Genomic DNA, 25,284 nt, shown 5'->3' with positions numbered 1-25,284 from the left:
GTTCCCGGAGATTCCAACGCTTGCACCGCTTGTGTGGATACCTGTGCAACGTAGCTTTCAGGTGTCGCGAAAGATGAAACCAAGGGGTTCAGATGGAAGACGGCACGCCCGCAGCGCACGTCACCCGCAGGGACCACGACGCCGCCCAGCGTGTGCTCGACCAAGCGGTGCGGGAAGGGGAAGTACCAGGAATTCTTGCTCAAGTCCGTTACGGCGGCGGGCACTGGTTCGGCACGGCGGGGGTCGCCGACACACGGACACGTCGGGCGCGCGGGCACGAGGACCGGTTCCGGATCGGCAGCATCACCAAGACCTTCACCGCCACAGTGGTCCTGCAACTCGTGGCCGAGGGCCAACTGGCCCTGGAGGACACGGTGGAGCGATGGCTGCCGGGCGTGCTCACCGGGAACGGGCACGACGGCAACACGATCACTGTCCGGCAGCTTCTCAACCACACCAGCGGAGTCTTCAGCCACACCCACGACCAGCCTGCACTGAGCAGGCAGGAGAGCTACACGCCCGAAGAACTCATGGAGATCGCCATGTCGCATCCGGCCGACTTCCCGGCGGGGACGGGCTGGGCGTACTCCAATACCAACTACATTCTCGCCGGGTTGATCGTTGAGCACGTGACCGGCCGAATGCTTTTTGATGAGATCACTGACCGTCTCGTCCGCCCGCTCGACCTGACGGGAACCTCCCTGCCGCTCGGCGCCGACCCGGTGCTCTCCGGACCACATTCGAGCCACTACACCAAACTGTTCTCCCCCGACCCGGACGCCACGGTCTACAACGTCACGGAACTGGAGACGAGTCCTTACTGGGCGGCGGGCGGCATGATCTCCACCGTCGCCGACCTCAACCGGTTCCTCGCAGCACTGCTCGGAGGGCACCTCCTCCGGCCGGAACAACAACGCGAGATGTTCACCATGGTCCCGACGGAAAGCTGGCTTCCGGGTGCCACCTACGGTCTCGGCGTTTCCTGCCTGACCCTGCCCTCCGGCACGGCGGTCTGGGGCATGGGCGGCGCACTCTTCGGCTCCTGGTCGTACGCCTACGGCACACGCGAGGGCACACACATACTCGCAGTGAACATCAACGCCGACTGGGCGGCAGGACGTTGGGAGGACCCCATCGGCATCTTCACCGACCTCCTGGAGGCCGAGTTCAGCCGCAGTGCCGACTCGGGCACCGCACGAGACAATCGGGCAATCTGTTTTGGATCATCATCCTCCGAGTCGAACTGATCCAAACGAAACTGCCTGGCCGGACCGACCGCCGCCGGGGATCGCTCGGCAGCCCGGGGCGGTCCCAACGGTCCGCCCCGGCACGCCGGTTACGGAGACGGCACCACCAGCGGCTGCACCCGTGGCGCGCCCGCCGCACCTGCTGCTCGGCGGTGTGACGGTCACGCTTCCGTGGAGGTGGGCCACACCTTTTGATCAAGGATTGCCTTCGGCACCGGCCCCGGCCGACGAGCTCACATCCCGCTCATCGAGTGCCGACCGGCGAACTCGTCGGCGAGCATGCCCATCATGACGAGATCGTGGTGCCGTCCGGCGAAGAACACGTGATCGCGGAGGCGACCCTCCTCAAGGAAACCGAGCCGACGTTGAAGTGCCAGCGACGCCTCGTTGTGCGCGAAGATCCGCGCTCCGCACTTGTGGAAGCGCCGTTCGGCGAACATGTACCGCAGCAGCATCACTGCGGCTTCTGCCGCGTATCCCTTGCGTCGGTGATCGGCGCCGATCGTCACGCCGTACTCGAACCAGCCCGCACCCGGATCGGCTTGGTGCGAGCCGACGGCACCGACTATGTGCCCCGTGTCGACGGCTTCGATCGCCAGTTGGAAGCAGTCGCCGTCGGGCTTGGCAGCGGCCTGCTCCTTCGCCCACGCTCGGTAGCCCTCCGCGGAACGGGGTGGGTGCAGCAGGTCCCCCAACCGCTCCTCGTCCGCGGCGAAGCCCATGAACGCGGTCCAGTCGTCGGGCTCGATACCGCGTAGTCGTACCCGGGTTCCGGTCCAGAAGGAAGTCATCCCCTATTCGATCACGTTGCCCCACGTGCGTCCAGGTCCTCGCCCCTCCTGAGAGGGCCTGTGACCTGGTACTTCATCGCCCAACATGCCACGTCGGGGGCCGGGTTCGGCACCGGCCGTCGTACGGCCTCGGAACGCGCGCGGCCGGCGAACCCGTGGTCCGGCTCAGACCGGGATCAGACGGACCAGCGCGGTCGCCGCCACACCGACCACAACGGCGGCGAGCATGGGAGCACGGCGGAGTCGGGCTCCCACCGCGGCGGCGAGACCGACGACCAGGGTCCAGTCGAAGGACTCCCACCGGGGTCCGACAACCGCCACGGCCACCAGACCTGCGAGCAGCGCCGGCGCCAGCAGAGCGATCACCGCACGCGCGGGGCCGGGCAGTGGCCGGTCTCCCAGGGCTGCGGGGCCGACCGCCTTGAAGGAGAAGCTCACCACCGCCGTGGCGAGAACGGCCCACCAAAGGGTGCTCACTGTGTCCTCCTCGGAATTCGGGTTCGCCACCGGGCCCAGCGGTCGCAGGCCGCCGGAATCACCGTCGCCGGGGGCTTTCTCGTGATCGGGGCCTTCCTGGCCGCCTGTTGGGGCGTGCGGAGGGCCTCAGGCCGAGCAGTGCGCCTGCCGTCGAAGCGATCAGCGCGACGCCCGCCGGCACGAGGAGCACCAGCCCGGCAGACAGCGCTCCACCCACTGCGGCGGCGGCTCGCGCCCGCCTCGAGGAGCGCAGCTCCTCCACGAGCAGGAGCAGGAAGAAGGCGGGGAAAACGACGTCGAGGCCGAAGGCATCGACCAGGCCGGGGGACGGCGACAGGGCTACGCCCAGTGCCGTGCCTGCCACCCACGCGGGAGCCTGCACGGCCGTCGCCCCGAAGAGTTTCGCCCGGTCGAAGTCGCCGCCGCCGAGGTGCGCGGCAACCCAGGATCCGTCCACCACCGCCTGCCCCTCCAGCGCCCTGCGCACCCTGCCGCCTCGCAGGTCGGAGGCGATCGCGATTCCCATAGGGATGAATCGCGCGTTGATGAGTGCGGCCGCGGCCACGGCAGTGGCCACGCCGGCGCCACCCGACAACGCCGTGAGCAGCGCGAACTGCGCCGAGCCCGAGAAGACGAGCACCGAGCAGAGGATCGGAGCGAGCGTTCCCCAACCGTGGGAGACAGCTTCGGTCCCGAAGGTGGCACCGAGAACGAAGGTTGCCGCCCCCAGGCCCGCGCCCACACGCAAGCCTGGCGCGAAGCTCCGGCGGTCCTCCGCCGTCCGGCGTCGACCGGATACGGCGGCCGCGGAACCAGTCGGTTCGAAGTGTCCTCCCTGGTTCTGCTCCATGCACGCCATCCTAACAGTCATAATTCATTTTGACCGTTACAATCGAGGTGAGCGCGGTAGTCCGAAGGGGCGCCGCGACAGGAGCCGACCGAGGGAGGCATCGTGGCGGGCCGTGACGAGCGAGGAGAGCCCCTGGTGGGCGGCGATCCCGTCGTCGACTTCGTGAACACGGTCTCGTGGCGGCTCGATCCGCAGCGGACTGTCGACCGCTTGCGCGACGCACCGACACTGATGACCTGGGCCGAGGCGGTCCAATTCATCGACCCACCGGTCGCCGAGACACTGCGCGCGGACATCGAGTCCGACCCGCGCGGCGCCGCCTCGGCGCTTCGGGAGGCCCGCCGCCTGCGAGAATCCGTGCACGGTCTCCTGGCTGCTGCGGCCGCCGGCCGCGAACCTGCGTCCGCCGACCTGGCGGCCCTGCACACGCTGTCACTCGATGCCCGGCACCACAGCACGTACGCACCCGCGCTGCCGCTTCGCCGGAAGCTGGTTCCGCGGACGGCGGCCGACCTCACCCGTTCTCTCACGCTGCGCGCAGAGGAACTGCTCGCCGGGGACGCGGTCCACCAGGTCAAGCTGTGCGACGGGCCCGGCTGCGGCTGGTTCTTCATCGACCGCAGCCGCAGCCACACCCGCCGCTGGTGCAGTTCGGCCGACTGCGGCAATCGCGACCGTGCCCGTCGGCACTACGCACGGGCCAAGCGCCCGTAAGGGCGGGCCGAACGAGGCCGGGCTCGTGTCGTCCAGGAGCCTGTCCGGTGGGTCGTCGGCGCCTCGCCCGTCGCCTCCGGATCGGTCACCGGATCCGGCAAGGGGGCGGGCGGAGAATCGTGGTGTGATGGCGCAGTGAGCCGGGCCGCAGAAGAGACCAACCGCCGCATGCTTCGTGCGAGGGATGCGATGGACCGCGCCTACGCGCATCCGCTGGATGTCCCGGCCCTGGCCCGGATCGCCCATGTGTCGCCGGCGCACTTCACGCGCACCTTCCGGGCCACGTTCGGCGAGACGCCGCACCGATACCTGCAGCGACGCCGCGTCGAGCGTGCGATGTTCCTCCTGCGGGAGACCGACCACAGCGTGACCGACGTCTGCTTCGAAGTGGGTTTCGGCAGTCCGGGCACCTTCAGCCGCACATTCCGCGACATCGTGGGTCGCTCGCCGAGGACGTACCGCAAGGAAGCAGCAGCCACGCCGGTACCGACGTGCTTCACGATGGCGTGGACGCGGCCGAGCGCCTGACCGTCCGCGCCGCCCGCATTCCCCGCATCGTCGCGGCATCGCCCGCATCGCCCGTCGACCGAGCAGTTTTGGATAAGTTTTCGTTCGGCCTGCTCGGTAGCGTGATGCGCATGTTCAACGCCATCACGCACTCACAGATCTACGTCCTCGACCAGGACGAGGCCCTCGACTTCTACGTCGGCAAGCTCGGCCTGGAGGTCAACGCCGACGTCGACCTCGGCTTCATGCGCTGGCTGACCGTCAGCATCCCCGGTCACCCCGAGCGCCAGATCCTGCTGGAGAGGCCGGGTCCTCCGGCGATGTCCGAGGAGACGGCGCAGCAGGTCCGCGAGCTGGTGACCAAGGGAGCCATGGGTGGCCACCTGATCCTCAGCACGGACGACTGCCGCAAGACGTACGAGACACTGCTCGGCCGGGGCGTCGAGTTCACCGAGGAGCCCACGGAACGCCCGTACGGAATCGACTGCGGCCTCCGGGACCCGTTCGGCAACAGCATCCGCTTCACTCAGCCGAAGGCCTGAGTCCCCTCCGACGGGTGCGGGCGGAGCCGGCCCGTCACCCGTCTGCGCCCGCCCCCTGCCGTCCCGGCCGCGCCTCCTTGCCCTCAACCCGACGTCGGGTTCTACGGTGAGGGACCCGCGATCGTTCGGGGCGCGACGCCGTGACGACAGTGGGCGGGTACATGATCAGTGAGGGCCGCTTCAGCCATCGCCGGGCCGAGTTGGTCTACGACGATGCCGGTCAGGGCCCTCTCGCCGTGTACGCCCACGGCGGTTTCGTGAGTCAGGACGCCGAGGACCGGATGGGCCTGTTCGCATGGGCGCCGGTCGTGAGCGGGGGCGGGCGTCTGGTCCGCTACGACGCACGGGGGCACGGTCGGTCGACCGGTGAGCCCGTGGACACCGACTACACCTATCAGTCGCTCGCCGGCGACCTGCTCGCCCTGCTCGACCACCTGGGCGCCTCGCAACCTGTCGCGGCGATGGGGGCGTCGATGGGCTGCGGCACGGTGCTGCACGCCGCTGTGCACGCGCCCGACCGGTTCTCCCGGCTGGTCCTGCTCATCCCGCCGACGGCGTGGACGACGCGCGAGGCTCACGCGCGGGCCAACCGGGCATCCGCCGACACCGTCGAACGGGAGGGCGTGGCCGCCTGGCTCGCCGCCAAGGCGCAGCACCCTCGCCCGGCCGTCGTGGCCGACGTTCCGGAGATCCCGCCCACGCCCCATGAGCGGGTACTGCCCGCCGTCCTGCGCGGCCTGGCAGAGTCTGACCTGCCTTCGCCCACTGCGATCGCCGCGCTGCGTCAGCCGAGCCTGATCCTCGCCTGGTCGGGCGACCCGGGGCACCCCGTGTCGACTGCGGAAAGTCTGGCGCGGCTGCTGCCGCACGCCGACCTTCACGTGTCCGGGACACGCACCGACATCCGCACATGGGGCGACCGGATCGCCGAGCACCTGGCCCGGCCTCTGCGTTGACCGGCCGGAGGTGGGGGCTGCAGCGGCCCCCGGCCCTGCCGTCCGACACCACCGGCACGAACACCGATTTCCGGTGGGTCCCCTGCCTCCGGCAGGATGGCTGACCATGACCGAGATCCGTACTCCCCGCCTCATCCTCCGTCGCTGGCACGACGACGACCTCGTACCGATGGCGGACATCAACGCAGACCCGCGGGTCATGCAGTGGGTGGACGACGGCTCGGTGCACGGGCTCGACCGTACGGCCGATGAGATCGAGCAGTGGGAGGAGGAGTGGGACGAGGAGGGTTTCGGCCTCTTCGCCGTCGAACTGCTGGCCTCCGGCGAGCTGGCAGGTTTCACAGGCCTGTCCGTGCCCGAGTTCCTGCCGGAAGTGCTGCCGGCCGTGGCGATCAGCTGGCGACTCGGCTCACCGTTCTGGGGCCAGGGGTACGCGTCCGAAGCCGCCCACGCCACGCTGGAGTTCGCGCTCCAGGATCGAGGACTCGACCGAGTCATCAGCATCAACCGTGTGGGGGACAGCGCATCCGAGAACGTCGCCCGTAAGCTCGGCATGGCGCCGGAGCGCGAGACGGCACACCCGGTGTACGGCTTTCCGCTGAACGTCCACAGCATCGATCTCACCGAGTTCGATGCGTGAAACGGCCGAGTGCCGGACGGCGCCCCCCGGGGTCAGCGCGAGCAGATCACGGTGAACAGGGTGAACGAAGCGAGGAACGGCCCTTCGGAGAGCGAAGCGAACCAGCGCCGGCCGCGCGATTCGTCGGTCGCCGCCTCGCCGCCTCGCCGCCTCGACCCATGCGGCCATGACAACTGCCCCCTGAGCCGCAGTTCCCCGCGCAGCGCCTCCGCACGGCCTGCGGGACGTGTCCCGCAGTCGACTGCTCGGTACCTGACATGACCGACGGGTGACCAGTCCATCCGTGCAGCCCGGCGGGGCAAGGTAGGTCCTGTTCGATGTCGACGGCACGTTGATCGACGCAGTGAGCAACCGCGCCGGGTGCGGCGAGTGTGGGCGGAGAGGCACGGGCTCGACCCGGACGAGGTCTACCGGGTCGCCCTGCGGACCAGGCCGACGGGCGCTCCCGCGCCATGGTTCAGGCCGGCAGCGCGGCGGCTTGCCGGCGCGCTTCGTCCAGCCACGCCGCGCGTGATTCGTCGGACGAGTCGGTGACCGTGCGGAAGACGACCCGGCGCACGTCGACAACTCCTGCAAACGGCAGGACGCATGCCGACCAGATCCTTTGCAATGGGTCGCCGAACTCGCTCTGTTCACGGTCGGCGGGTGTGTCGGACGTATTCAGGACAAGCGCCCTGCGAGCCTTCAGGAGCCCTGTGGGCTCCCCCTGAGCGGTCCCCAGTTTGTAGGCGACGCCGGGCGCAAGTACGCGCTGCACCCAGCCCGCAAGGACTGCGGGTGGCATACCCCACCAGTTCGGGTGGACGAAGACCATGGCGTCAAGTGTCGCCACCTCTGTCCGATGCATCGCCACCTGCGGATCGTGGGTGCAGGGCGCCGATCGGACCGTGTCGGTCTCCTCGGCAGACAGCAGCGGCACGAAGCCTTCGGCACAGAGGTCATGCGCCATTACCTCGCACCCTTGTCTGCGCAGCTCCTCCACCACGACATCGAACACCGCATGGTTGAAGCTCCCGGGCCGCGGATGTGCAAGGTACACGCCTACACGCATTCTTCGTCCCCCAGTCGACACGAGCCCTCTTCGGCTACCGGCCCGTGTGGCCTTGTGCATTTGGTCAGCCGCGCGGGCGGCTGATCGTCATTATCCGTGAGGGGCCACCTGCAGGAGGCAATTTCAAGATCACCACAGACCAACTGCCTGACCCGCAGGCCGATTGGGGCCAGCCATCGGACAACAGACCGTATCCGGCGACGAGTTCAACGGTCACGCAGGGAGCCTAAGACGCCGATCGGATACAGCGGGGCCCCGCTGGAACCCATTCCCGAACCTCCCTCAGCTGCACTGCCAGGTGAACATCGCCCGGTCGAAGTGCCTCTCGGCCAGGTCCTGTGGGCGGATCAGCCAATACAAGGCGCCGCCATCGCCCCACATCATGTCCGCGGTGTCCTCGCTGTCGAACTGTGCGAGGAGCACCCAGCCACCGACCTCGTCGGACAAACGTGGGTCGCCCCAGCGAACTTCTCCGTCCAGGACTGCTTCCGCAATCTCGACTTCCACAGGGTCCTGCACCGAGTGGGCATGACCGCCGATCTGATGACCCACCACGTCGTCGAACTTCCGCAGCGCGTCCAGGAACTCCTGTGAGCAGACCGGGTGGTCGTAGCGCTGAGAAAGAGGAGCGTCAGGGGCGAATACGTTGCGGATGTCCGGATGCCAGGGCTCCGCCGCTGTCATCTCCACCCGCGCGGTCAGCGGCACCACCGGGTACGGCTTGAGGCCCTCAGGTGTCTCGCGGTCGAGCGCCTCCTCTCCGGCTGCTGCGTAGAGCACGCGGGCGGCCGCCCAGCTTTCGCGGTCCTCGGCCAGAACGATGGCTTCGCCGTCGTCGAGCTGACCGTCGAAGTAGAAGAACAGCAGTTCCCCCGCCTTCGGCAGGTCGTCGATGCCCCCGGAACCGGTGGGCAGCGCCGCGCAGTCGATCGAGGCGATGAAGGAGAGCGCCCCGTGTCCCTCCCACACCGGCCAGTCCGTTTCTGCAGGCAGCTTCGGCAGCCCGCCCAACTGGCCGACCACGTTCTCCGGACCGGCCGTTGCCTCGAGGCGCAGACCAGGACGCAGCAGACCGAGCCATTGCTCGGCGACGTCGGGCGACAGGTGTTGGAGAGCAAGCGTGCGCAGAGCATCGCGGGATCCGTGTGTCATGGGCGCGATCATCCCCGGTGCCACTGACAGACCACCCGTCGGGCTCCCCGCCGGCTGGGCGACCATCACCGTATGCAAGGTCAGGGCGGGCTGTCGGCTCCCCGGCGTGGGCGGCAGGTATTGCGCGACCTGGGAGGTGAGGTCGAGCTCCAGATCGGCGGTGCGCAGACGTGGACAGGCCCGCCGCGTACTGCGGCGGGCCCGTACCTTCGTGGCCGAGGCGGGATTCGAACCCGCGACCTCTGGGTTATGAGCCCAGCGAGCTGCCGACCTGCTCCACCCGGCGATCTCCACCGTACGACGCACCGGAAATGCGGCGCGAGCGATTTTCCGTGGCCTGCCGAGAAACCGCCTGACCGAGGTGCTCAGCCCGGTTCGGCCGTCATGGCCCCCAGGGGCACACTGGATACACGGGCCGGATCGGAAGCGACCCGCGCACCGTGAGGAGGCGTTCGGCGGTACGGAGGACGCCGAGGTGGCCGCGACGAAACGGCTCGTGCGGACGGATCCCGAGCAGACCGAGGAGTTGGTGGAACGGGAGCGGTGATCCGGGCAGTGGATGCACCGCAAGGCGCCGAATGGCGATCGACCCCTATCCCGCGAGGCAGGACCGGACCCATGCCCGTGCTCGTCGGAACCTCGGGGTGGCAGTACAAGGACTGGCGCGGCGTCTTCTATCCGCCCGGTCGACCGCAGCGGCTTTGGCTGGAGGAGTACGCCCGGCACTTCGCCACTGTGGAGAACAACAACGCCTTCTACAGGCTCCCCACCACGGAGATCTTCGCTTCCTGGCGGGAGCGGACACCGTCGGGGTTCGTCATGGCGGTCAAGGCCAGCCGTTACCTGACCCATCTGAAGCGGCTGCACGACCCCGAGGAGCCGGTGCGCCGGCTGCTGGATCGCACAGAGGGACTCGGCGACCGACTGGGGCCCTTACTGCTGCAACTGCCGCCCAACTTCCGTCAGGACGTCGCGGCTCTCGACGCCTGCCTGAACTGCTTTCCCCGGTCGGTCCGGGTGGCCGTCGAACTCCGCCACACATCGTGGTGGCAGGCGGAACGGGACGTCCGGGCAGTGCTGGAGCGGCACGGCAGTGCCCTGTGCTGGGCGGATCGGGGTTCCCGCCCGGTGACGCCACTGTGGCGCACCGCGTCATGGGGGTACCTGCGGTTCCACGGCGGCATCGCCGAACCCCCGCCTCGCTACGGCCGCCAGGCGTTGACGTCCTGGGCCCGGCGCATCGCAGACGCCTGGCCGGACGAGGACGATGTGTACGTGTACTTCAACAACGACGTGGGAGGTGCGGCCGTGGTGGACGCCGCCAAGTTCGCGGTGGCGGCAACGGCATCGGGCCGGACGGTGAGCCGGACGCCACCGGCCCCGGCGGCACGGTCCACGCAGTGAGGGCCACGCACCGCTGTCGCCATGGAGTGCGGGCCTCGCTCACCCGGTGCCGCCCCCGACGCTCACCCGGTGCCGTCCCCGACGAGACGTACGACGGCACGAGTTGACGCGCCGCGATCGAAGGGGCGACCCGGTGGTCCGTGGGGTGGGGGCATCGCGCGGTCGAGCTGGCTGTCAGGACTTCTCGTGCGACGGCTTGCTGAAGTACGTGACCGGACGCTGTTGCCGCTCTCCGTCGACGACGATGTCCACGGACTCGTTGTAGAAGGCCACCCGGTCCTTGATCATCCGCACGGGGGGCAGCGGATCGGGGTAGCTCCAGGCGATGTCGGGCCTTACGTCTCCCCCGCCCGCCCACGACCAGTAGTCGGTCGCCACACCCTTGTACGGGCAACGGGTTCTCCCACCGGTCGGGGTGAAGAGATCGAGGCGCACGTCCTCCCGCGGAAAGTAGTAGCGGACCGGCAGGCGAGTCTCGAACAGCAGAACCGGAGTTTCCGTGTCCGCGACGACGGTGCCCTCGATCTCGACCTGGACGTGCCGGGTGCTGGGCACGGCGTCCACCCGGCTGTACGGGTCACGGGGGTGCACGAAGATCTCCTCGTCCTCTTCGTACCAGTGATCGAGAACCTCGCGCCCGAACCATTCGAAGCTGATGTGGTCGGCCAGTTCCTCGCCGGGATAGGTCCATGCCGCCGCCGGGACGGTCTCGTCCGCGAGCTCAAGATCGTAGAAGACCGTCGCTCCCGCATGACGCCGCGGGTTGGCGGGCCGCTCGGTCCTGCGCAGCAGATCCGTCCGGACGTCCTCGGCCGGGATGGCGTACAGCGGTACGGGACGACGGGGCTCCCACACGAGAAGCGGGCGACGGCTGTCCACGACCGTGACCTCCCCCTTCGTCGCGCGCACCCAGCGCTCACTGGGCTCCCAGAGCACGCTGTCGTTCGCCTCCCGCCGACGACGTACCACCGGCACGTCTTCCCGACCCCCAGTGGGTGCGGTCATCGGCCTCTCCTCCTCGCTCCGCCTGCCGCCTCGGACGCCGGTACGCCGTGGCGCCGCGGGTCCGCGGGTCCGCGGCGGTCTCCATGTCCACGCTGCTCCGCATCACAGTTCCCCGCAAACGCCGTCCTCGGGCTGCGCCGGGGTCCCGGTGGGAACCGGCCTCGCGTGCCGCCGCCGAGGTTCCGCTGCGGGGCTGCACTGTTGCCCCCGAGGCAACGGACCGGCTGACCGGCCTGCCCACGCGCACAATGGTGGTGTGGGACGCGTCTGCCGTCGCGGAGAGGCGGGACACTTCGATGCGGTACGCCACAGTGACTGCCCTGAGCCATCCCGGGCTGATGCGCGACCACAACGAGGACAGCCTCGTGGTCGGTCCCTGGACGCTGTGCGGCACCGTGACCGAGAACCCGCAGACGTTGGTGTTCCCGCTCGGCAGTCCGCTCGTCGTCGCGGTCGCCGACGGCATCGGCGGGCACCCGGCCGGCGAGGTGGCCAGCTCGCTCACGGTCCGGCAACTGGCGTCCTTCGGCCCTTCGCTGGACACCGAGGAAGCGATTCGTGACGCTCTGCACGTCACCAATCACGCGGTGTACGCGGCAGCGGACCGTGATCCGGCCCTGATCACCATGGGCACCACGGTCGCCGGTGCCGTCGTGATGGCTGAGGAGCTGCTCGTGTTCAACGTCGGCGACAGCAGAGTGCTCGCCGCGCCCCGGGACGGACTTCGGCAGGTGAGCACGGACGACAGCCCGCCGCTGAGGCCCGGGCAGCGCACCACGTCACTCGTCACGCAGGCACTCGGCGGCGCTCCGCGGTTCACTGCCATCACGCCGCACATCACGGCGTCGCCGCACTCCGCGGGCGATCGCTACCTGGTGTGCACCGACGGTCTGACCGACCCCGTGCCGGAGGATGTACTCGACGATCTCCTGAGGGCTCACGACGGCGGCAGGGCCGCGTTCGAGCTGTGGAAGTCCGCCATCGAGGCGGGAGGTCCCGACAACATCACCCTCGCGCTGATCGGCATCGGACCATAGGCAGAGCACGCCACCAGGTACCCACCGGGCACGGCGGCCCTGTGGGCGGCTCGCGCGGCGAACGGCGTCACTGTTCAGCCCGTCAGCAGGCGCTCGAAACACCAGGAGCGCACCACACCGACGCAGGAGCCGAAAGTTCGGAATCCGCTCGTAGCCACAGCACCACCGCCGGGCGCGGATCCCCCGCGCCGGACGCGCGGGAACGGCCCGTTGCCGTACGACCGTGTCCTGGTGGCGGGTACGGGAGTTGGACCGGGCGTCCGTGGTCAGCGCTTTTCGCAGGGGGATCCGCGTGAGCAGCGACGCAGCGTTCTTCACCGCCGACTTCACCTCACCCGCCCAATGGGTCGCGGGCCGCTCCTGGGCATATCCGGACGGCGGCCCGCGCAACCGCTCGGACAACAAGCTGGACCATCTTGTCGACGATCCCACCTACTGCCGCGAGGGAGAGTTCCGTGCCACCCGCAGGGACGACGGCTACTGGAATGCCGGGCTGCTGACGACGGAAGGGAGCACGGAGGGGTTCTCCGTGCGCGCCGGTGACGTCCTGGAGACGCGGGTGCGGCTGCCCGTCGAGACCGGCGCGTGGCCGGCGGTGTGGACATGGCGCGACGGCGGCAACGAGGTCGACGTGTTCGAGTACCACCCGGACAACCCCGATCTGCTGGAGCTCACCAATCATGTCCGAGGGGGTCAGCGGTACTTCGCCGATCCCCGGATCCGGCCTGGCGCACAGGTGGACCTGCGGGTGGAGTTCGGGCAGGACTCGGTCGTCTGGTGGGTGAACGGAGACCGGGTGTTCGCCGACGGCCGCGGGGTCGGCCGCCGCTGGCACGCGTACCTGATCGTGAATCTGTCGGTGTGCGCCGGCAGGTACCACCCGGCTCCGGGCCCGGACGTCACGGCGATGTCGTACACCGTGGAGCACCTGCGGGTGCACCGGCAGTCGTAGGGACGCGGCCCCCGGCGGCCGAGGCTCGCGGCTCGGGTCACGGCTCCCCATCACTGCGGTAGCTGAGCAGGTCACCGGGCTGACAGTTCAGTTCGCGGCAGATCGCGCTCAGCGTACTGAAGCGAATCGCCTTGGCCCGATCATTCTTCAGCACGGACAGGTTGACGACCGTGACCCCGACCCTGGCCGCCAACTCGGCCAGGGTCATTCCCCGTTCCGCCAGCAACCGGTCCAGGTGCGCCTGGATCCGGTGGTCCTCCCCTGCGGCCATCAGACGAGCCCTTCGGTGTCGGCCCGGAGCCCGGCACCCCGCCGGAACACCTCGGCCAGGCCGGCGATGAGCAAGGTGAGCAGGAGGTAGGAGGGGGAGAAGGTGTACGAGAAGGGCACGACGTCGGCGACGGGCGTGCCGCGCACCAGCATGGCGGTGGTGATCGCCTCCACCAGCGGCCCACACACGCCGATCACCAGGACCGTAAACGCGATGACGACCAGCCGCCGGGCGTTCTCCGGCACGAAGACATCGCCGTCGCGCAGCCTTCGGGCCATGGGAAGCAGCAGGGCGAGGATCAGTACGAGCAGGAGGCTGCCGACGATCTCCGGCAGGGCCAGCAGGAGACGTTGCTGAAGGTCGGGGTCCGTGATGGTGACCTCGGCCTGCCGACTGCCGACGAGCCCGACCGCCTCGCCCGTGCCGGTTCCGGGTACGCGTGTTGTGCTCTCGATCGCGACCTCCCGGCTGTTCATCGGGCCGAGGGGCCCGGTCACTCCGAGGGCGGGAATGAGAACCCCGAACACTCCTACAAGTACCAACGCCAGCCCCAGGCCCAGTTCGAGCAGCCGACCGTCGGTCCGGCTCCACCATGTTTTCGTACCCACAACCATCCCCCTTATCGTTTTTCGATAGCATCGAATATCGATAGGGTCCTGTCAAGTCCCGCCTCTCCGGCAGGACTCGGGCCGTACTGCGGGCGCGGATCCGGGAGACGAACGGACTGATCCCGTCAGGCCGCCAGAGACGTGAGCCAGTCGGTCAGGAGTCGGTTCGTCTCGGTGGGGCGCTCCTGCTGGATCCAGTGGCCGCACCCGTCGAGGATGTGGGAGGAGGTCAGGCCGGGAAGGGTGACGGAGTGCGCCTGGATCGCGTCGGCCAGCCAGGTCGTGGAGGCGTCCAGGCCGCCGCCGATGAACAGGGACGGCTGGGTGAGAGGCGCACCGTCGAAGCCGGCGAGGTCCTCCCAGTCCCGGTCCATGTTCCGGTAACGGGCCAGTGCCCCGCCCATACCGGTTCGCTCGAACTCCCCGGCGTAGACGTCGAGATCGCCCTCGCTCAGCCAGGCGGGCAGCCGGCCCACGGGGAACCGGTCACGCAGCGTCCCGCCGCGGCTGACGAAGTGCGGGCCGGGGACGCCGGGGGCGGGCATCGTGTCGGCGGACAGGGCGGCGTAGAAACCGGCGAGCCAGCCGCGCACGTCGGGCTCGATCTCGGCCTCGGCCCGGCCGGGCTCCTGGAAGTAGGAGACGTAGAACTCCTCCTCCCCACCGCCGATCCGCGCGAAGACCTCGCTGGGCCTCGGTCCGCCGGGCGGGGCGTAGGGAACGCCGAGGAGTCCCACTGCGCGGAAGACGTCCGGCCTGACCAGGGCGGAGTTCGCGGCGATGGTCGCCCCCCAGTCATGGCCGATGATCACCGCGGACCGCTCGCCCAGGGCGTGCACCACCGCGGCGTTGTCCTCGACGAGCTCCAGCATTCGGTACGCGTCCGTGCAGCCGGGTTTCGAGGAGCGGCCGTAGCCGCGGACATCGACGGCGACCGCGCGGTACCCGGCTGCGGCCAGCACCGGCAGCTGGTGGCGCCAGGAGTACCAGGACTCGGGAAAGCCGTGCACGACCAGCACCAGCGGCCCGCTGCCCTGTTCCACCAGGTGAATCCGCCCTGCGGGCGAGGAGACCAACCGGTGGGTGACGTCCACGGCTTGCTGCTGCATGAATCCTCCAGGCACTCGGTCTGCCGGGCGCCCGACCTGGGCCGGCCCGCCGTTCGGCGCTTCCCCATCGATCATGTGGCGAGCGGCGGGGCCGCAGCGAGTCTTCTTGCGGTTTCGGCAAACAGCTCCTGACGCTCCAACGCCGTGGTCAGGTTCACGGTCCTGGCCGGCCGGCCCGCCCGTGGCGTACCTGACCCGGTGGCGGCCGACCCGCGCCGCCGGACTGCTGCGACGCTTGCGTCCCCGCTCGCCGTCCCATCGCGCCTTGACTTCGAGTTCTCTTCAAGTCGTAGGGTCTGGCGACATGTCAGCTCCCGATGCGATCGACGGGGCCGGGTGACCGCCCCGTGCCGTCCGCGCGTCACGGGGGGAACTGCCACTGCCGACGACCAGCACAGGGAGCACAACCATGCGGTACCGCACACTCGGCCGGACCGGCATCGAGGTCAGCGTCCACTGCCTCGGAACCATGATGTTCGGCGCGGTCGGCAACTCCGATCACGACGAGAGCATTCGCATAATCCATGCGGCCCTCGATCAGGGCATCAACTTCGTCGACACCGCCGACATGTACTCCGCGGGCGAGAGCGAGGAGATCGTCGGCAAGGCGCTCAAGGGGCGTCGTGACGACGTCGTGCTCGCCAGCAAGTTCCACTTCCAGATGGGAGAGGGCCGCAACCGGAGCGGCAACTCGCGGCGCTGGATCATCAAGGCGGTGGAAGAGAGCCTGCGGCGTCTGCAGACCGACTGGATCGACCTCTACCAAGTGCACCGCCCCGACGAGACCACCGACATCGAGGAAACGCTGTCCGCGCTGAGCGACCTCGTGCACCAAGGAAAGATCCGCACGTTCGGCTGCTCCTCCTTCCCCGCCGAGGCGATCGTCGAGGCACACCATGCCGCGGAGCGCCGGGGTCTCCTGCGCTTCAGGAGCGAGCAGCCGCCCTACTCGCTGCTGGCCCGCGGAATCGAGGCCTCCGTGCTGCCGGTCTGTCGCCGCTACGACATGGGCGTACTGACCTGGAGCCCGCTCGCCGCGGGGTTCCTCTCCGGCAGGTACCGCAACGAGCGGCCCGCCGACCTGACCACCGGCAGGGCCGCACTGCAGCCGGCCCGCTTCGATCCCGCACTGCCCGGCAATGCCGCGAAGTACCGCGCGGTGGAGGAGTTCGGTGAGCTCGCCTCGGAGGTGGGCTGTTCCCTCCCCGAACTTGCGGTCGCCTTCGCGGCCACACACCCCGCCGTCACCTCGGTGATCATCGGCCCGCGCACGAGCGAACAGCTGGAAGGCCTGCTCAAGGGGGCCTCACTGACACTGGACGACGCGGTTCTGGACCGCATCGACGAGATCGTGCCGCCCGGTACCGATGTCTACCGGGCGGACAGCGCCTGGTCACCGCCGTCCTTGAGCGACCCCGCGCGCCGTCGGCGCCCGCTCGGCGACCGGGCCGCGACCTGACGACCGCATCGAGGGTTCCCCCACAGGGTGGTGGGGGACCCGACGTTGGCGATCACCGATGACGGCACGTGATGATGGAAGTACCCAGGTCTCCGGGGAGGGGGAGAAGGAAGGTCACCATGTGCCGATGGCTCGCCTACGCAGGGACCCCGGTGCTTCTCGACTCCCTGCTGTACCGCCCGGCACACTCACTGATCGATCAGAGTCTGCACTCCCGTATGGGCGTCGAGACGACGAACGGGGACGGCTTCGGGATCGGCTGGTACACCCCCGGCATGGATACGCCGGCCGTGGTTCGCGACATCGGGCCCGCGTGGAGCGACCGCAACCTCCGCGAGATCTCGGCGCATGTCCGGTCGCACCTGTTCTTCGCGCACATCCGGGCGTCGACGGGTTCGGCGATCCAGCAGACCAACTGCCATCCGTTCCGCCACGGGCGCTGGCTGTGGATGCACAACGGTGCGATCACCGACTTCCACCGCCTCCGACGGGATCTCTGCCTGGTCATCGACCCGTCCTTGTTCGCCGACATCGAGGGATCGACGGACTCCGAAGTCATGTTCTTCCTGGCCCTGACCTACGGCCTGGACCAGGATCCGCCCGCCGCGGTGGCCCGGATGGCCGGTCACGTGGAGCAACTGGGCAGGGAACACGGCGTCGAGTTCCCACTCCAGATGACCGTCGCCGTGACCGACGGGGAACGGCTGTGGGTCTTTCGCCACTCCAGCGAGCGCCGGTCCCGCTCCCTGTTCTACAGCGCCGAGGTGGAGACCCTGCGGAGCCTGCACCCCGATCTGTCATTCCTGGAGGGCCTGTCCGACGAGACACGTCTCGTGGTGTCCGAGCCGCTCAGCGGACTGCCCGGCGCCTGGTTCGAGGTCCCCGAGTCCACCTACGGCCTCGTACGAGCGCGGGGGGACTTCCTCCGGCCGTTCGTCCCGCTCACCGAGGACGGCGTGCCGCAACCACGCGCCTAGGCCCTGTCCGCTCGGTTCATCCGCCCGTCCTGCGTACGCACGCCGCGACGGTCTCCCGCAGGCTCCCCGTCCGCTCGAGCAGCTGCCGCTGGATCCGCGCGCCGTTGCCGTCCTTCAGCACGGCGGCCAGTGCGTCCTGCGCGTGGAGCAGGTCGCCGCTCTCCTCCAGTGCGTCCCGTACGTGGTCGAACAGGGCCCGGACGACTGCTTCCGCGGGCGCGGGGGTCATGCCGACGGGGTGGATCAGCTGCCCTTCGAGGCCCGACCGGCCGGCACGCCAGGCGGCCAGTCTCAGCAGGCCCACGCTGTGCCGGGGCGGCGGCATCCCGGCCTGCCACTCGCGGGCGGCCGTCTCCACCAGTCCACGCACCAGGGTCGCCAGGAGCACTGTTGCCGCAGGATCGAGGCAGACGTCCGCGACCCGGATCTCGACCGTGGGGTAGGTGTGCGAGAGCCTCGCGTCGAAGTAGATCATCCCCTCGTCGCGCAGCACGCCCGTGCCGACCATGTCCCGGACCTGCTCGTGGTACCGGTCGGCGGAGCCGAAGACCTCCACCGGACCGGCTGAGGGCCACCGCCCCCACATGCGGCTCCGGTAGCTGCTGTAACGGGTGTCCTGTCCCTGCCAGAACGGGGAGTTGGCGCTCAGGGCGAGCAGTACCGCGAGCCAGGGCCGGATCCGGTCCAGGACGGCGACGCCCTCCTCGTCGGAGTCGACCGACACATGCACATGGCAGCCGCAGGTGAGCTGCTCCTGTGCGGTCAGGCTGTACTCCTCCTCCATCCACCGGTACCGCTCCCCCGCTGCGATGGCCGGACTGACCGGGAGCGGGGACGTGGCGAGCGCGGCGACGCCCGCCCCCAGATCCGCGGCTCGACGCATGGCCTCGGCCCGCCACCGGGTGATCTCCTTCGCGAGGTCGCACATGTTCTTCTGGGGCCGGGTGGCGAATTCCAGCTGCTGGCTCTGGAGCTCCGACTCGAAGGCGTCGGTCTCCCGGGTCGCGGCCGCCAGCACCGCGTGGGACAGCGCACGGGGTTCGCCCGACGTGGCGTCCACGAGGAGGAGTTCCTCTTCCACACCCACACTGCGCACGAACCCCTCCTGGCGTGACCGGCTGCGGTGACAGCCTCCGAGCCGGACCGGCACGGCGCCCGCGACGGCGGCCCGGCCTCGCTCGTGTCTTGCGTCTGCCCGAGAATCCGCGCCTGATGCACGTCACCGGCTGGTGCCAAGAGCCGATCAGACTGACGACGGACCAGGGGCGCAGGACGGGCACAGCCCGCGGTAGATGACCTCGACCTCGGACACCGTGAAGCCGAATCTTTCCTCCGCCGGGAGGTCGGTCAGCGGATTCCCGGTCGGGTGGACGTCCCGGATGGTGCCGCAGCCCGCGCACACCAGGTGGTGGTGCGGGCGGTGCGCGTTGGGGTCGTACCGCTTGGCACGGCCGTCCGTGGAGACCTCGATGACCTCACCGAGGGAGACCAGCTCGCCCAGGGCGTTGTAGACCGTCGCCCGGGAGATCTCGGGCAGCCGCTGCGCCGCGCGCGCGTGCACCTCGTCGGCCGTGAGATGCACGTGGTCACCGTCGAGGACCTCCGCAACGACACGCCGCTGGGAGGTCACCCGCCAACCACGCCCTCGCAGTCGCTCCAGCAGGTCACTCACATCGGTTCACCTGTTCAGGCTCGGTGGGATGCCCGGAGCTTACCGGTAGCTTCCGGGTTCCGACGGGAAGCGGATCAGGCGAGCTTCCAGGCCTGGACCCCGTCCATTGCTTCGAAGACGGCGGGGCCCGACCGGCAGAAACCGACGGCGCCGACGGCCTCGAGGATGCCCCCGCACCCGGGGCACCTCGGTGGGGTACCCGCGCTGTGCGAAGGCGGCAAACAGGAATCCTGGCCACAGGTTCACAGCTCCATTGCGCGCCGGACCAGCATATAATTGTCCGTTTCCGCTTTTCATGTCAGCGGGTGATCATAATGATCGGAAACAAGTCACCCTTTCGTGCAGAGTCCACAAACGACTCCGGACTTCGCGTGCTTGTTACGCGGGGTTGTTCTGCGTGTTCTCGTAGCTGTGCGGTCCGCGGTGCGCGACCATACGGACGCCGACACAGGCTCCGTCATCGGCGTCGTGCGTGAGGACAGACAGTCGCCGGCCGCCGGCCCCGCATTGATTGCCGCGGGTCCGGTCAGGCATTTCCGACCGGCGGGCTCCACGGCGCGCCACGAGCGCGGGTCGCAGTGCTCGACACCAGCAGAGCAACCAACGTCAAGAGCAAGCAGACAGCACCAAGAAGCACCGAGACAGGAAGAAGGACGGACGTGTCCGGCAGCGAAAGCGAGAACCCAGTAATCCCCTCCCCGGCCCCGGCGTCGACCCGCCCCAGGACGAACCGGGACTGGTGGCCGAATCAGCTGGACCTTCAGGTTCTCCACCAGCACTCGCCCCGGTCCAATCCGATGGGTGAGGACTTCAACTACGCGGAAGAGTTCGCGACCCTCGACGTAGACGCGCTGAAGCAGGCCGTCTTCGAGGTGATGACGACGTCGCAGGACTGGTGGCCTGCCGACTACGGGCACTACGGGCCGCTCTTCATCCGCATGAGTTGGCATGCCGCGGGGACGTATCGCATCGCCGACGGCCGGGGTGGTGGCGGCTCCGGCGCTCAGCGCTTTGCCCCCCTCAACAGTTGGCCGGACAACGCGAGCCTCGACAAGGCGCGCCGCTTGCTCTGGCCGGTCAAGCAGAAATTCGGACGGAAAATCTCCTGGGCCGACCTTCTGGTCTTCGCCGGCAACTGCGCCATGGAATCGATGGGATTCAAGACATTCGGGTTCGGCTTCGGGCGGGAGGACATCTGGGAACCCGAGGAAATCTTCTGGGGGCCTGAGGACACATGGCTCGGAGATGAGCGCTACAGCGGCGACAGGGAACTCACCGGTCCTTTCGGCGCCGTGCAGATGGGCCTGATCTACGTGAATCCGGAGGGGCCCAACGGCAACCCGGATCCGCTGGCCGCGGCCAGGGACATTCGCGAGACATTCCGACGCATGGCCATGAATGACGAGGAGACGGCTGCGCTCATCATCGGCGGCCACACGTTCGGGAAGTGCCACGGTGCAGCCGATGCCGAGTACATCGGCCCGGAACCCGAGGGCTGCCCCGTCGACCAGCAGGGCCTCGGCTGGAGAAACACCTTCGGCAGCGGCAAGGGCTCCGACGCGGTCACCAGCGGGCTGGAGGGCGCATGGACCACCGACCCCACGAGGTGGGACAACGGGTACCTGGACAACCTGTTCAAGTACGACTGGGAACTGACGACGAGCCCCGCCGGTGCGAATCAGTGGACTCCCAAGGATCCCTCGGCCCAGGGCACTGTGCCTGATGCTCATGATCCGTCGAAGAGGCACGCCCCCATGATGCTGACGACGGACCTTGCGCTGAAGGTGGATCCGATCTACGGGCCGATCGTGAAGCACTTCCACGAGAATCCGGACAAGCTCGCGGAAGCGTTCGCCAAGGCGTGGTACAAGCTGTTGCACCGCGACATGGGACCCGCCTCGCGCTACCTCGGCCCGTGGGTTCCCGAGCCGCAGCTGTGGCAGGACCCCGTCCCCGCGGCCGATCACCAACTGGTCACGGACGAGGACATCGCTGCCCTCAAGGGCCAGATCCTCGCATCGGGGCTGTCCATCTCCCAGCTGGTCGCCACCGCTTGGGCGTCGGCGGCAAGCTTCCGCGGCACCGACATGCGTGGCGGGGCCAACGGGGCACGGATCCGACTCGCACCGCAAAGGGGCTGGGAGGTCAACGACCTGCCCGGACTGGGCGACGTGTTGCAGACCTTCGAGCAGATCCGGCAGGACTTCGACGGCTCACAGTCCGGCGGGAAGAAGGTTTCGCTCGCCGACCTGATCGTCCTGGGCGGGTGCGCGGCCGTCGAGCAGGCGGCGAAGAACGCCGGGCACGACATCACGGTCCCGTTCGCGCCGGGACGCACGGACGCCTCGCAGGAGCAGACCGACGTGGAGTCGTTCGCCGTGCTCGAACCGAGCGCCGACGGGTTCCGCAACTACCTCCGAGCAGGAGAGAAACTGGCGCCGGAGACTCTCCTGCTGGACCGGGCCAACCTGCTGACGCTGACCGCTCCCGAGATGACGGTTCTCATCGGCGGTATGCGGGCGCTGAACGCCAACGTCGGGCAGTCCCCGCATGGTGTGTTCACCGATCGGCCCGAGACGCTGACCAACGACTACTTCGTCAACCTGCTCGACATGGGCACGGAGTGGAAGGCGTCCGCATCGGACGAGAACGTGTTCGAAGGCCGGGATCGCGCCACGGGCGAGGTCAAGTGGACCGCCACCGCCGTCGACCTCATCTTCGGTTCCCACTCCCAGCTCCGAGCCGTCTCGGAGGTCTACGCGTGCGAGGACGGGAGCGAGAAGCTCGTGCATGACTTCGTGGCCGCGTGGGACAAGGTGATGAACCTCGACCGGTTCGACCTCGCCTGAGCCCGGCTGTCCGGGTCGGCCGCCCCTCGGCCGACCCGGCATCCTCGACCACGCCGGGCAGCACCTGATCCGGACCGCCTGCACCCTCGACCCCTCACTGATCCGCCCGGAGCTCCCGTACAGCTGGGGTCCGGCATTGTGGGTCGCGGTCTTGCGCAGGGCACGCGTGGGCTCCGGTCGAGCCTCGAATCAGGTGGGTTGTCCTCGTCGGCGCATGACCAGGGGGAGGAACAACCGGTCCACGATTTCCTCCAGGTCGTCGTCGGTCGGGGTGCGGCGGGCCATGAAGAGGTCGTGGACGACGAGCACCACCGGCAGCGTGACAAGCCGATCGGGGAAGACCGGACCCCGACCTGGCCTCCTACGGCATCGCCAGCCCTCGAGCAGCAGCACGTCGGCAACAAGCTCCCGCAGTAGCCGGACAGCGCCCGCACACATACCTGGACGAGGCTGCCAAGAGCTGCGGGCACCAGCAGCAGAGCAGCCAGAACCCGGACTCCTCGCGCGTTGGCCGCAGTTGGACCTCCGGTCGCTCCATCGTGTCCGCGTCGGCCACGGCTGAGCGGTTCTTGCCGGTGTGGTGCCGGGCCTCTGTGTCAGCCGAGCCGTGGGCGCCGGCGGGCTGTTGGCGGCTCGCCGCGCCCTGCGCGACCTCGCTCCGGTAGGCCCGGTCGTCCAGCTCGGTTCGTTGTCCGCAGCGCGGCTCGCTGAATCCCTTGAGGATGAGGAGGGATACGACGCGTATCGCATCGGACGTCCGCGGTGCGTGCCCGCGCGCGGCTGGGGCACACGAAGAGGGTGACGAAACCTGCCTCCGATACCGAGCGCCCGCGGGCCGCCCACCGGCTGCCGCTGCCGTGGTGGCTGTCCGTGCCGGTCGCCGCGCTGGTGGTCCTCGTTCTGGTGGTCCTTGCCGGACGCCTCAGTCTGCTGCCCGGATTCGACGATGTCTTCGGCGAGGAGACGAAGGACCGGTCGGGACCTGCCCTGCTCAAGTCCATCAAGGACATGAACCGTTACGAGGGAGCGGCGGGCAACTTCCAGATCGTCGTGGACTTGGAGAAGGACGCGAAGTTCCTCCCCGACGCGATCCGCGGCACCCGCACCCTGTACGTGGGGGCGGGCAGCGTCAGTGCGTACGTGGATCTCGGCGCCATCGGCCCCGACAGCGTCACCGTCGACAAGGACCGCACCGCGGCCACGCTCCGCCTGCCGCACGCGCGTCTCGGTTCCCCTGCCCTGAACCCCGACCGGTCGTACGCGGTGTCCAAGGAGCGCGGGCTCCTCGACCGCCTCGGAGACCTGTTCTCCGACAACCCCGCCGACGAACGCGCGGTGAACCGCCTCGCGGCACAGCGCATCGGCGAAGCGGCCGAGGACAGCGAACTCACCGCGCGGGCGGAGAAGAACACCACATCCATGCTGGAAGGCCTGCTGCACTCCCTCGGATTCCAGCAGGTGACCGTCGTGTACGAGTGAGGGCTCGTGCACGAATGCGGCGAGTTGCTACGACGCGAGGGCGGCACCGGCGTGCGGCTCGTCGGTCTCCGGCTCCAGCGGGGGGTCGATGAGCTGCTCGCGCAGATAGTTCCAGACCACCGCCAGCAGCGCGGCCGCAGGTACCGCGAGCAGGCTGCCCACGACGCCGGCCAGACTGCCGCCCAACGTCACGGCCAGCAGGACCACGGCCGCGTGCAGTCCGAGCCCGCGACTTTGGATCATGGGCTGCAGCACGTTGCCCTCGAGTTGCTGCACTACGACGATGATCGCCAGCACTATCAGCGCGTCCGTCAGGCCGTTCGACACCAACGCAATGAGCACCGCGACCAGACCGGCGAACAGGGCACCCACGATGGGCACGAACGCCGAGACAAACGTCAGCACCGCCAGCGGGAGCACCAGTGGCACCCCCAGGATCCACAGGCCGAGTCCGATGAACACGGCGTCGAGCAGGCCGATGAATGCCTGGGACCGCACGAACGCGCCCAGGGTGTCCCAACCGCGCGCGGCCACGGTCGGGATGTCGGTGGCGAGCCGACCGGGGAGCTGACGGCTGAGCCACGGCAGGAACCGCGGGCCGTCCTTGAGGAAGAAGAACATCAGGAAGAGCGCCAGCACGGCGGTGATCACACCGCTGAACACGGTGCTCACTCCCGTGACGACCGTGGTGACCATGCTGCCGACGCTGTTCTGGATACGGGCGATCCCGGAATCGAAGGCACCCGTGATCTGGTCGTCGCTGATGTTCAGTGGCGGCCCGGCGGCCCACTCGCGCAGCTTCTGGATGCCTTCGACCACACCGTCGGCCAGCTCCCCGGACTGGGACGCCACCGGCACAGCGATCAGTGCCGCAACGCCCGTCGCGGCCACGAGGAACATCACGGTCACCACCGACGCCGCCAGGGCGGGGGGCCACCCGCGTCGGCGCAGGATACGAGTCAGGGGCCAGGTCAACGTGGTGAGGAACAGGGCCACGATGAGCGGCCAGACAACCGACCACATCCGGCCCAGAACCCACAGGGCCACCGCAGCCATCAGGAGAACCAGCAGCAACTCGACGGATACGCGCGCCGATGTCCGGAGCGCGGTGCGGGTTTTCCTGGAACTCAACGTGACAGACATGGGGATCACCTTAGGGGAGGAGCACGTCGCCATCGTGACGACCTCCCTCGCCCCACGGCCCCGGGCACGGGGCTGACCTGCAACCGTCCAACGTGCTTGCAGCGCGCGAGCTTTGTTCAGGTCCTGCCCGCCCCAATGCACGGACTTGCTCCGTGTCGTGCCGGCTGAGCGTCAAGGAGCAGCCGCACCAGGCATTCGGCCGGGGCGGGATGGACGCCTTGAAACGGGCCCATTGCTGTCCCGGCCGCCGACCGCAGCCCTCAACCGTCTGCAAAACCTTGCCTTGTGCGGGCGCGTCCTCGACCCGGGAAGTCCGGCAGTCGTGAGGATCGCTTCTACCACTGCGCGAAGGAGAACGAGATGGCTACCGGCACCAACCGTGTCGAGCAGCA

The 25,284-nt window shown here is 68.9% G+C and carries 25 protein-coding genes, 1 tRNA gene and 1 pseudogene; 14 read left to right on the top strand and 13 right to left on the bottom strand.

Annotated features, from left to right (window positions below; translation table 11 throughout):
- The first annotated feature begins 92 nt into the window (after positions 1-92).
- Positions 93-1,247, top strand: a complete 1,155-nt coding sequence (locus tag AC067Z_RS13280; protein WP_478789593.1) for a serine hydrolase domain-containing protein — start codon at positions 93-95, stop codon at positions 1,245-1,247.
- A gap of 233 nt (positions 1,248-1,480) precedes the next feature.
- On the opposite strand, the gene AC067Z_RS13275 is transcribed toward AC067Z_RS13280, so the two are convergent.
- The 3 genes from AC067Z_RS13275 to AC067Z_RS13265 all read right to left on the bottom strand — a co-directional run bounded on the left by AC067Z_RS13275 (position 1,481) and on the right by AC067Z_RS13265 (position 3,365).
- A complete protein-coding gene (locus AC067Z_RS13275) occupies positions 1,481-2,038 on the bottom strand; it encodes a GNAT family N-acetyltransferase (protein ID WP_478789592.1) in 558 nt (185 codons plus the stop codon).
- A gap of 165 nt (positions 2,039-2,203) precedes the next feature.
- The gene (locus tag AC067Z_RS13270; protein WP_478789591.1) at positions 2,204-2,515 is read right to left on the bottom strand and encodes an AzlD domain-containing protein; all 312 of its coding nucleotides are present in this window, start codon (positions 2,513-2,515) and stop codon (positions 2,204-2,206) included.
- A gap of 58 nt (positions 2,516-2,573) precedes the next feature.
- Positions 2,574-3,365, bottom strand: a complete 792-nt coding sequence (locus tag AC067Z_RS13265) for an AzlC family ABC transporter permease (RefSeq protein WP_478789590.1) — start codon at positions 3,363-3,365, stop codon at positions 2,574-2,576.
- 102 nt (positions 3,366-3,467) lie between these two features.
- On the opposite strand from AC067Z_RS13265, the gene AC067Z_RS13260 reads away from it, so the two are divergent.
- The 6 genes and pseudogenes from AC067Z_RS13260 to AC067Z_RS13235 form a co-directional block, all read left to right on the top strand.
- Positions 3,468-4,079 (top strand): CGNR zinc finger domain-containing protein, encoded by a 612-nt coding sequence (locus tag AC067Z_RS13260; protein WP_478789589.1) that lies wholly within the window; start codon positions 3,468-3,470, stop codon positions 4,077-4,079.
- A 135-nt stretch (positions 4,080-4,214) separates the two neighbouring features.
- Positions 4,215-4,607, top strand: coding sequence for a helix-turn-helix domain-containing protein (locus AC067Z_RS13255; RefSeq protein WP_478789588.1), 393 nt, complete (start codon positions 4,215-4,217; stop codon positions 4,605-4,607).
- A gap of 110 nt (positions 4,608-4,717) precedes the next feature.
- A complete protein-coding gene (locus AC067Z_RS13250; RefSeq protein WP_478789587.1) occupies positions 4,718-5,128 on the top strand; it encodes a VOC family protein in 411 nt (136 codons plus the stop codon).
- A 161-nt stretch (positions 5,129-5,289) separates the two neighbouring features.
- On the top strand, positions 5,290-6,084 hold the full coding sequence (locus AC067Z_RS13245) for an alpha/beta fold hydrolase (RefSeq protein ID WP_478789586.1): 795 nt from the start codon (positions 5,290-5,292) through the stop codon (positions 6,082-6,084).
- A gap of 106 nt (positions 6,085-6,190) precedes the next feature.
- A complete protein-coding gene (locus AC067Z_RS13240) occupies positions 6,191-6,724 on the top strand; it encodes a GNAT family N-acetyltransferase (RefSeq protein WP_478789585.1) in 534 nt (177 codons plus the stop codon).
- Between the two features lie 310 nt (positions 6,725-7,034).
- A pseudogene (locus AC067Z_RS13235) lies at positions 7,035-7,159 on the top strand (phosphatase); the annotation flags it as partial.
- A 22-nt stretch (positions 7,160-7,181) separates the two neighbouring features.
- On the opposite strand, the gene AC067Z_RS13230 reads toward AC067Z_RS13235, so the two are convergent.
- From AC067Z_RS13230 to AC067Z_RS13220, 3 genes are all read right to left on the bottom strand, one after another.
- A complete protein-coding gene (locus AC067Z_RS13230; RefSeq protein ID WP_478789584.1) occupies positions 7,182-7,775 on the bottom strand; it encodes an NAD(P)H-dependent oxidoreductase in 594 nt (197 codons plus the stop codon).
- A 282-nt stretch (positions 7,776-8,057) separates the two neighbouring features.
- Positions 8,058-8,927, bottom strand: a complete 870-nt coding sequence (locus AC067Z_RS13225) for a YwqG family protein (RefSeq protein WP_478789583.1) — start codon at positions 8,925-8,927, stop codon at positions 8,058-8,060.
- Between the two features lie 212 nt (positions 8,928-9,139).
- Positions 9,140-9,213: transfer RNA gene (locus tag AC067Z_RS13220), tRNA-Met, on the bottom strand.
- A gap of 332 nt (positions 9,214-9,545) precedes the next feature.
- Here AC067Z_RS13220 and AC067Z_RS13215 point away from each other — a divergent pair.
- Positions 9,546-10,331, top strand: coding sequence for a DUF72 domain-containing protein (locus AC067Z_RS13215; protein ID WP_478789582.1), 786 nt, complete (start codon positions 9,546-9,548; stop codon positions 10,329-10,331).
- 174 nt (positions 10,332-10,505) lie between these two features.
- On the opposite strand, the gene AC067Z_RS13210 is transcribed toward AC067Z_RS13215, so the two are convergent.
- Entirely contained in the window at positions 10,506-11,336 is an 831-nt protein-coding gene (locus AC067Z_RS13210) for a DUF427 domain-containing protein (protein ID WP_478789581.1), read from the bottom strand.
- A 296-nt stretch (positions 11,337-11,632) separates the two neighbouring features.
- Between AC067Z_RS13210 and AC067Z_RS13205 the strand changes: the two genes are divergently transcribed.
- Positions 11,633-12,373, top strand: a complete 741-nt coding sequence (locus AC067Z_RS13205; protein ID WP_478789580.1) for a PP2C family protein-serine/threonine phosphatase — start codon at positions 11,633-11,635, stop codon at positions 12,371-12,373.
- 292 nt (positions 12,374-12,665) lie between these two features.
- Positions 12,666-13,325, top strand: a complete 660-nt coding sequence (locus AC067Z_RS13200) for a beta-glucanase (protein ID WP_478789579.1) — start codon at positions 12,666-12,668, stop codon at positions 13,323-13,325.
- Positions 13,326-13,362: 37 nt separating this feature from the next.
- On the opposite strand, the gene AC067Z_RS13195 is transcribed toward AC067Z_RS13200, so the two are convergent.
- The 3 genes from AC067Z_RS13195 to AC067Z_RS13185 form a co-directional block, all read right to left on the bottom strand.
- Positions 13,363-13,596, bottom strand: a complete 234-nt coding sequence (locus AC067Z_RS13195; protein WP_478789578.1) for a helix-turn-helix domain-containing protein — start codon at positions 13,594-13,596, stop codon at positions 13,363-13,365.
- The gene (locus AC067Z_RS13190; RefSeq protein WP_478789577.1) at positions 13,596-14,210 is read right to left on the bottom strand and encodes a DUF2975 domain-containing protein; all 615 of its coding nucleotides are present in this window, start codon (positions 14,208-14,210) and stop codon (positions 13,596-13,598) included. Before AC067Z_RS13190 ends, AC067Z_RS13195 begins: the two co-directional genes overlap by 1 nt.
- A 119-nt stretch (positions 14,211-14,329) precedes the next feature.
- Complete coding sequence (locus tag AC067Z_RS13185; RefSeq protein ID WP_478789576.1) at positions 14,330-15,313, bottom strand: alpha/beta fold hydrolase; 984 nt, start codon at positions 15,311-15,313, stop codon at positions 14,330-14,332.
- Positions 15,314-15,722: 409 nt separating this feature from the next.
- Here AC067Z_RS13185 and AC067Z_RS13180 point away from each other — a divergent pair, with 409 nt between their 5' ends.
- Both AC067Z_RS13180 and AC067Z_RS13175 read left to right on the top strand, forming a co-directional pair.
- Complete coding sequence (locus tag AC067Z_RS13180; protein WP_478789575.1) at positions 15,723-16,772, top strand: aldo/keto reductase; 1,050 nt, start codon at positions 15,723-15,725, stop codon at positions 16,770-16,772.
- A gap of 119 nt (positions 16,773-16,891) precedes the next feature.
- Positions 16,892-17,749 (top strand): class II glutamine amidotransferase, encoded by an 858-nt coding sequence (locus AC067Z_RS13175; protein WP_478789574.1) that lies wholly within the window; start codon positions 16,892-16,894, stop codon positions 17,747-17,749.
- Between the two features lie 16 nt (positions 17,750-17,765).
- Here the strand turns inward: AC067Z_RS13175 and AC067Z_RS13170 are convergent, their stop codons facing one another.
- Positions 17,766-18,845 (bottom strand): glutamate--cysteine ligase 2, encoded by a 1,080-nt coding sequence (locus AC067Z_RS13170; RefSeq protein WP_478789573.1) that lies wholly within the window; start codon positions 18,843-18,845, stop codon positions 17,766-17,768.
- 147 nt (positions 18,846-18,992) lie between these two features.
- On the bottom strand, positions 18,993-19,421 hold the full coding sequence (locus AC067Z_RS13165; RefSeq protein WP_478789572.1) for a Fur family transcriptional regulator: 429 nt from the start codon (positions 19,419-19,421) through the stop codon (positions 18,993-18,995).
- 659 nt (positions 19,422-20,080) lie between these two features.
- On the opposite strand from AC067Z_RS13165, the gene katG reads away from it, so the two are divergent.
- Both katG and AC067Z_RS13155 read left to right on the top strand, forming a co-directional pair.
- Positions 20,081-22,270, top strand: coding sequence for a catalase/peroxidase HPI (gene katG / locus AC067Z_RS13160; RefSeq protein ID WP_478789571.1), 2,190 nt, complete (start codon positions 20,081-20,083; stop codon positions 22,268-22,270).
- Positions 22,271-23,068: 798 nt separating this feature from the next.
- Positions 23,069-23,749 carry a DUF4230 domain-containing protein gene (locus AC067Z_RS13155; RefSeq protein WP_478789570.1) on the top strand — a complete coding sequence of 227 codons (681 nt, stop codon included), beginning with the start codon at positions 23,069-23,071 and terminating at the stop codon, positions 23,747-23,749.
- 27 nt (positions 23,750-23,776) lie between these two features.
- Here AC067Z_RS13155 and AC067Z_RS13150 read toward each other — a convergent pair whose 3' ends face one another.
- The gene (locus AC067Z_RS13150) at positions 23,777-24,892 is read right to left on the bottom strand and encodes an AI-2E family transporter (RefSeq protein ID WP_478789569.1); all 1,116 of its coding nucleotides are present in this window, start codon (positions 24,890-24,892) and stop codon (positions 23,777-23,779) included.
- Between the last annotated feature and the right edge of the window lie 392 nt (positions 24,893-25,284).

The sequence above is a fragment of the Streptomyces sp. NPDC043812 genome (genome assembly GCF_056436245.1).
Note: the sequence above shows the minus strand (reverse complement) of the source record. Positions and strands in the feature narration are given on the sequence as shown.

Bases quoted from the DNA above. Each gene is read 5' to 3' on its own strand.
- AC067Z_RS13210 (WP_478789581.1), bottom strand. From the start codon at position 11,336: ATGACCGCACCCACTGGGGGTCGGGAAGACGTGCCGGTGGTACGTCGT.
- AC067Z_RS13250 (WP_478789587.1), top strand. From the start codon at position 4,718: ATGTTCAACGCCATCACGCACTCACAGATCTACGTCCTCGACCAGGAC.
- AC067Z_RS13225 (WP_478789583.1), bottom strand. From the start codon at position 8,927: ATGACACACGGATCCCGCGATGCTCTGCGCACGCTTGCTCTCCAACAC.
- AC067Z_RS13230 (WP_478789584.1), bottom strand. From the start codon at position 7,775: ATGCGTGTAGGCGTGTACCTTGCACATCCGCGGCCCGGGAGCTTCAAC.
- AC067Z_RS13180 (WP_478789575.1), top strand. From the start codon at position 15,723: ATGCGGTACCGCACACTCGGCCGGACCGGCATCGAGGTCAGCGTCCAC.
- AC067Z_RS13185 (WP_478789576.1), bottom strand. From the start codon at position 15,313: ATGCAGCAGCAAGCCGTGGACGTCACCCACCGGTTGGTCTCCTCGCCC.
- AC067Z_RS13280 (WP_478789593.1), top strand. From the start codon at position 93: ATGGAAGACGGCACGCCCGCAGCGCACGTCACCCGCAGGGACCACGAC.
- AC067Z_RS13240 (WP_478789585.1), top strand. From the start codon at position 6,191: ATGACCGAGATCCGTACTCCCCGCCTCATCCTCCGTCGCTGGCACGAC.
- AC067Z_RS13150 (WP_478789569.1), bottom strand. From the start codon at position 24,892: ATGTCTGTCACGTTGAGTTCCAGGAAAACCCGCACCGCGCTCCGGACA.
- AC067Z_RS13265 (WP_478789590.1), bottom strand. From the start codon at position 3,365: ATGGAGCAGAACCAGGGAGGACACTTCGAACCGACTGGTTCCGCGGCC.
- AC067Z_RS13190 (WP_478789577.1), bottom strand. From the start codon at position 14,210: ATGGTTGTGGGTACGAAAACATGGTGGAGCCGGACCGACGGTCGGCTG.
- AC067Z_RS13195 (WP_478789578.1), bottom strand. From the start codon at position 13,596: ATGGCCGCAGGGGAGGACCACCGGATCCAGGCGCACCTGGACCGGTTG.
- AC067Z_RS13215 (WP_478789582.1), top strand. From the start codon at position 9,546: ATGCCCGTGCTCGTCGGAACCTCGGGGTGGCAGTACAAGGACTGGCGC.
- AC067Z_RS13205 (WP_478789580.1), top strand. From the start codon at position 11,633: ATGCGGTACGCCACAGTGACTGCCCTGAGCCATCCCGGGCTGATGCGC.
- AC067Z_RS13275 (WP_478789592.1), bottom strand. From the start codon at position 2,038: ATGACTTCCTTCTGGACCGGAACCCGGGTACGACTACGCGGTATCGAG.
- AC067Z_RS13245 (WP_478789586.1), top strand. From the start codon at position 5,290: ATGATCAGTGAGGGCCGCTTCAGCCATCGCCGGGCCGAGTTGGTCTAC.
- AC067Z_RS13175 (WP_478789574.1), top strand. From the start codon at position 16,892: ATGTGCCGATGGCTCGCCTACGCAGGGACCCCGGTGCTTCTCGACTCC.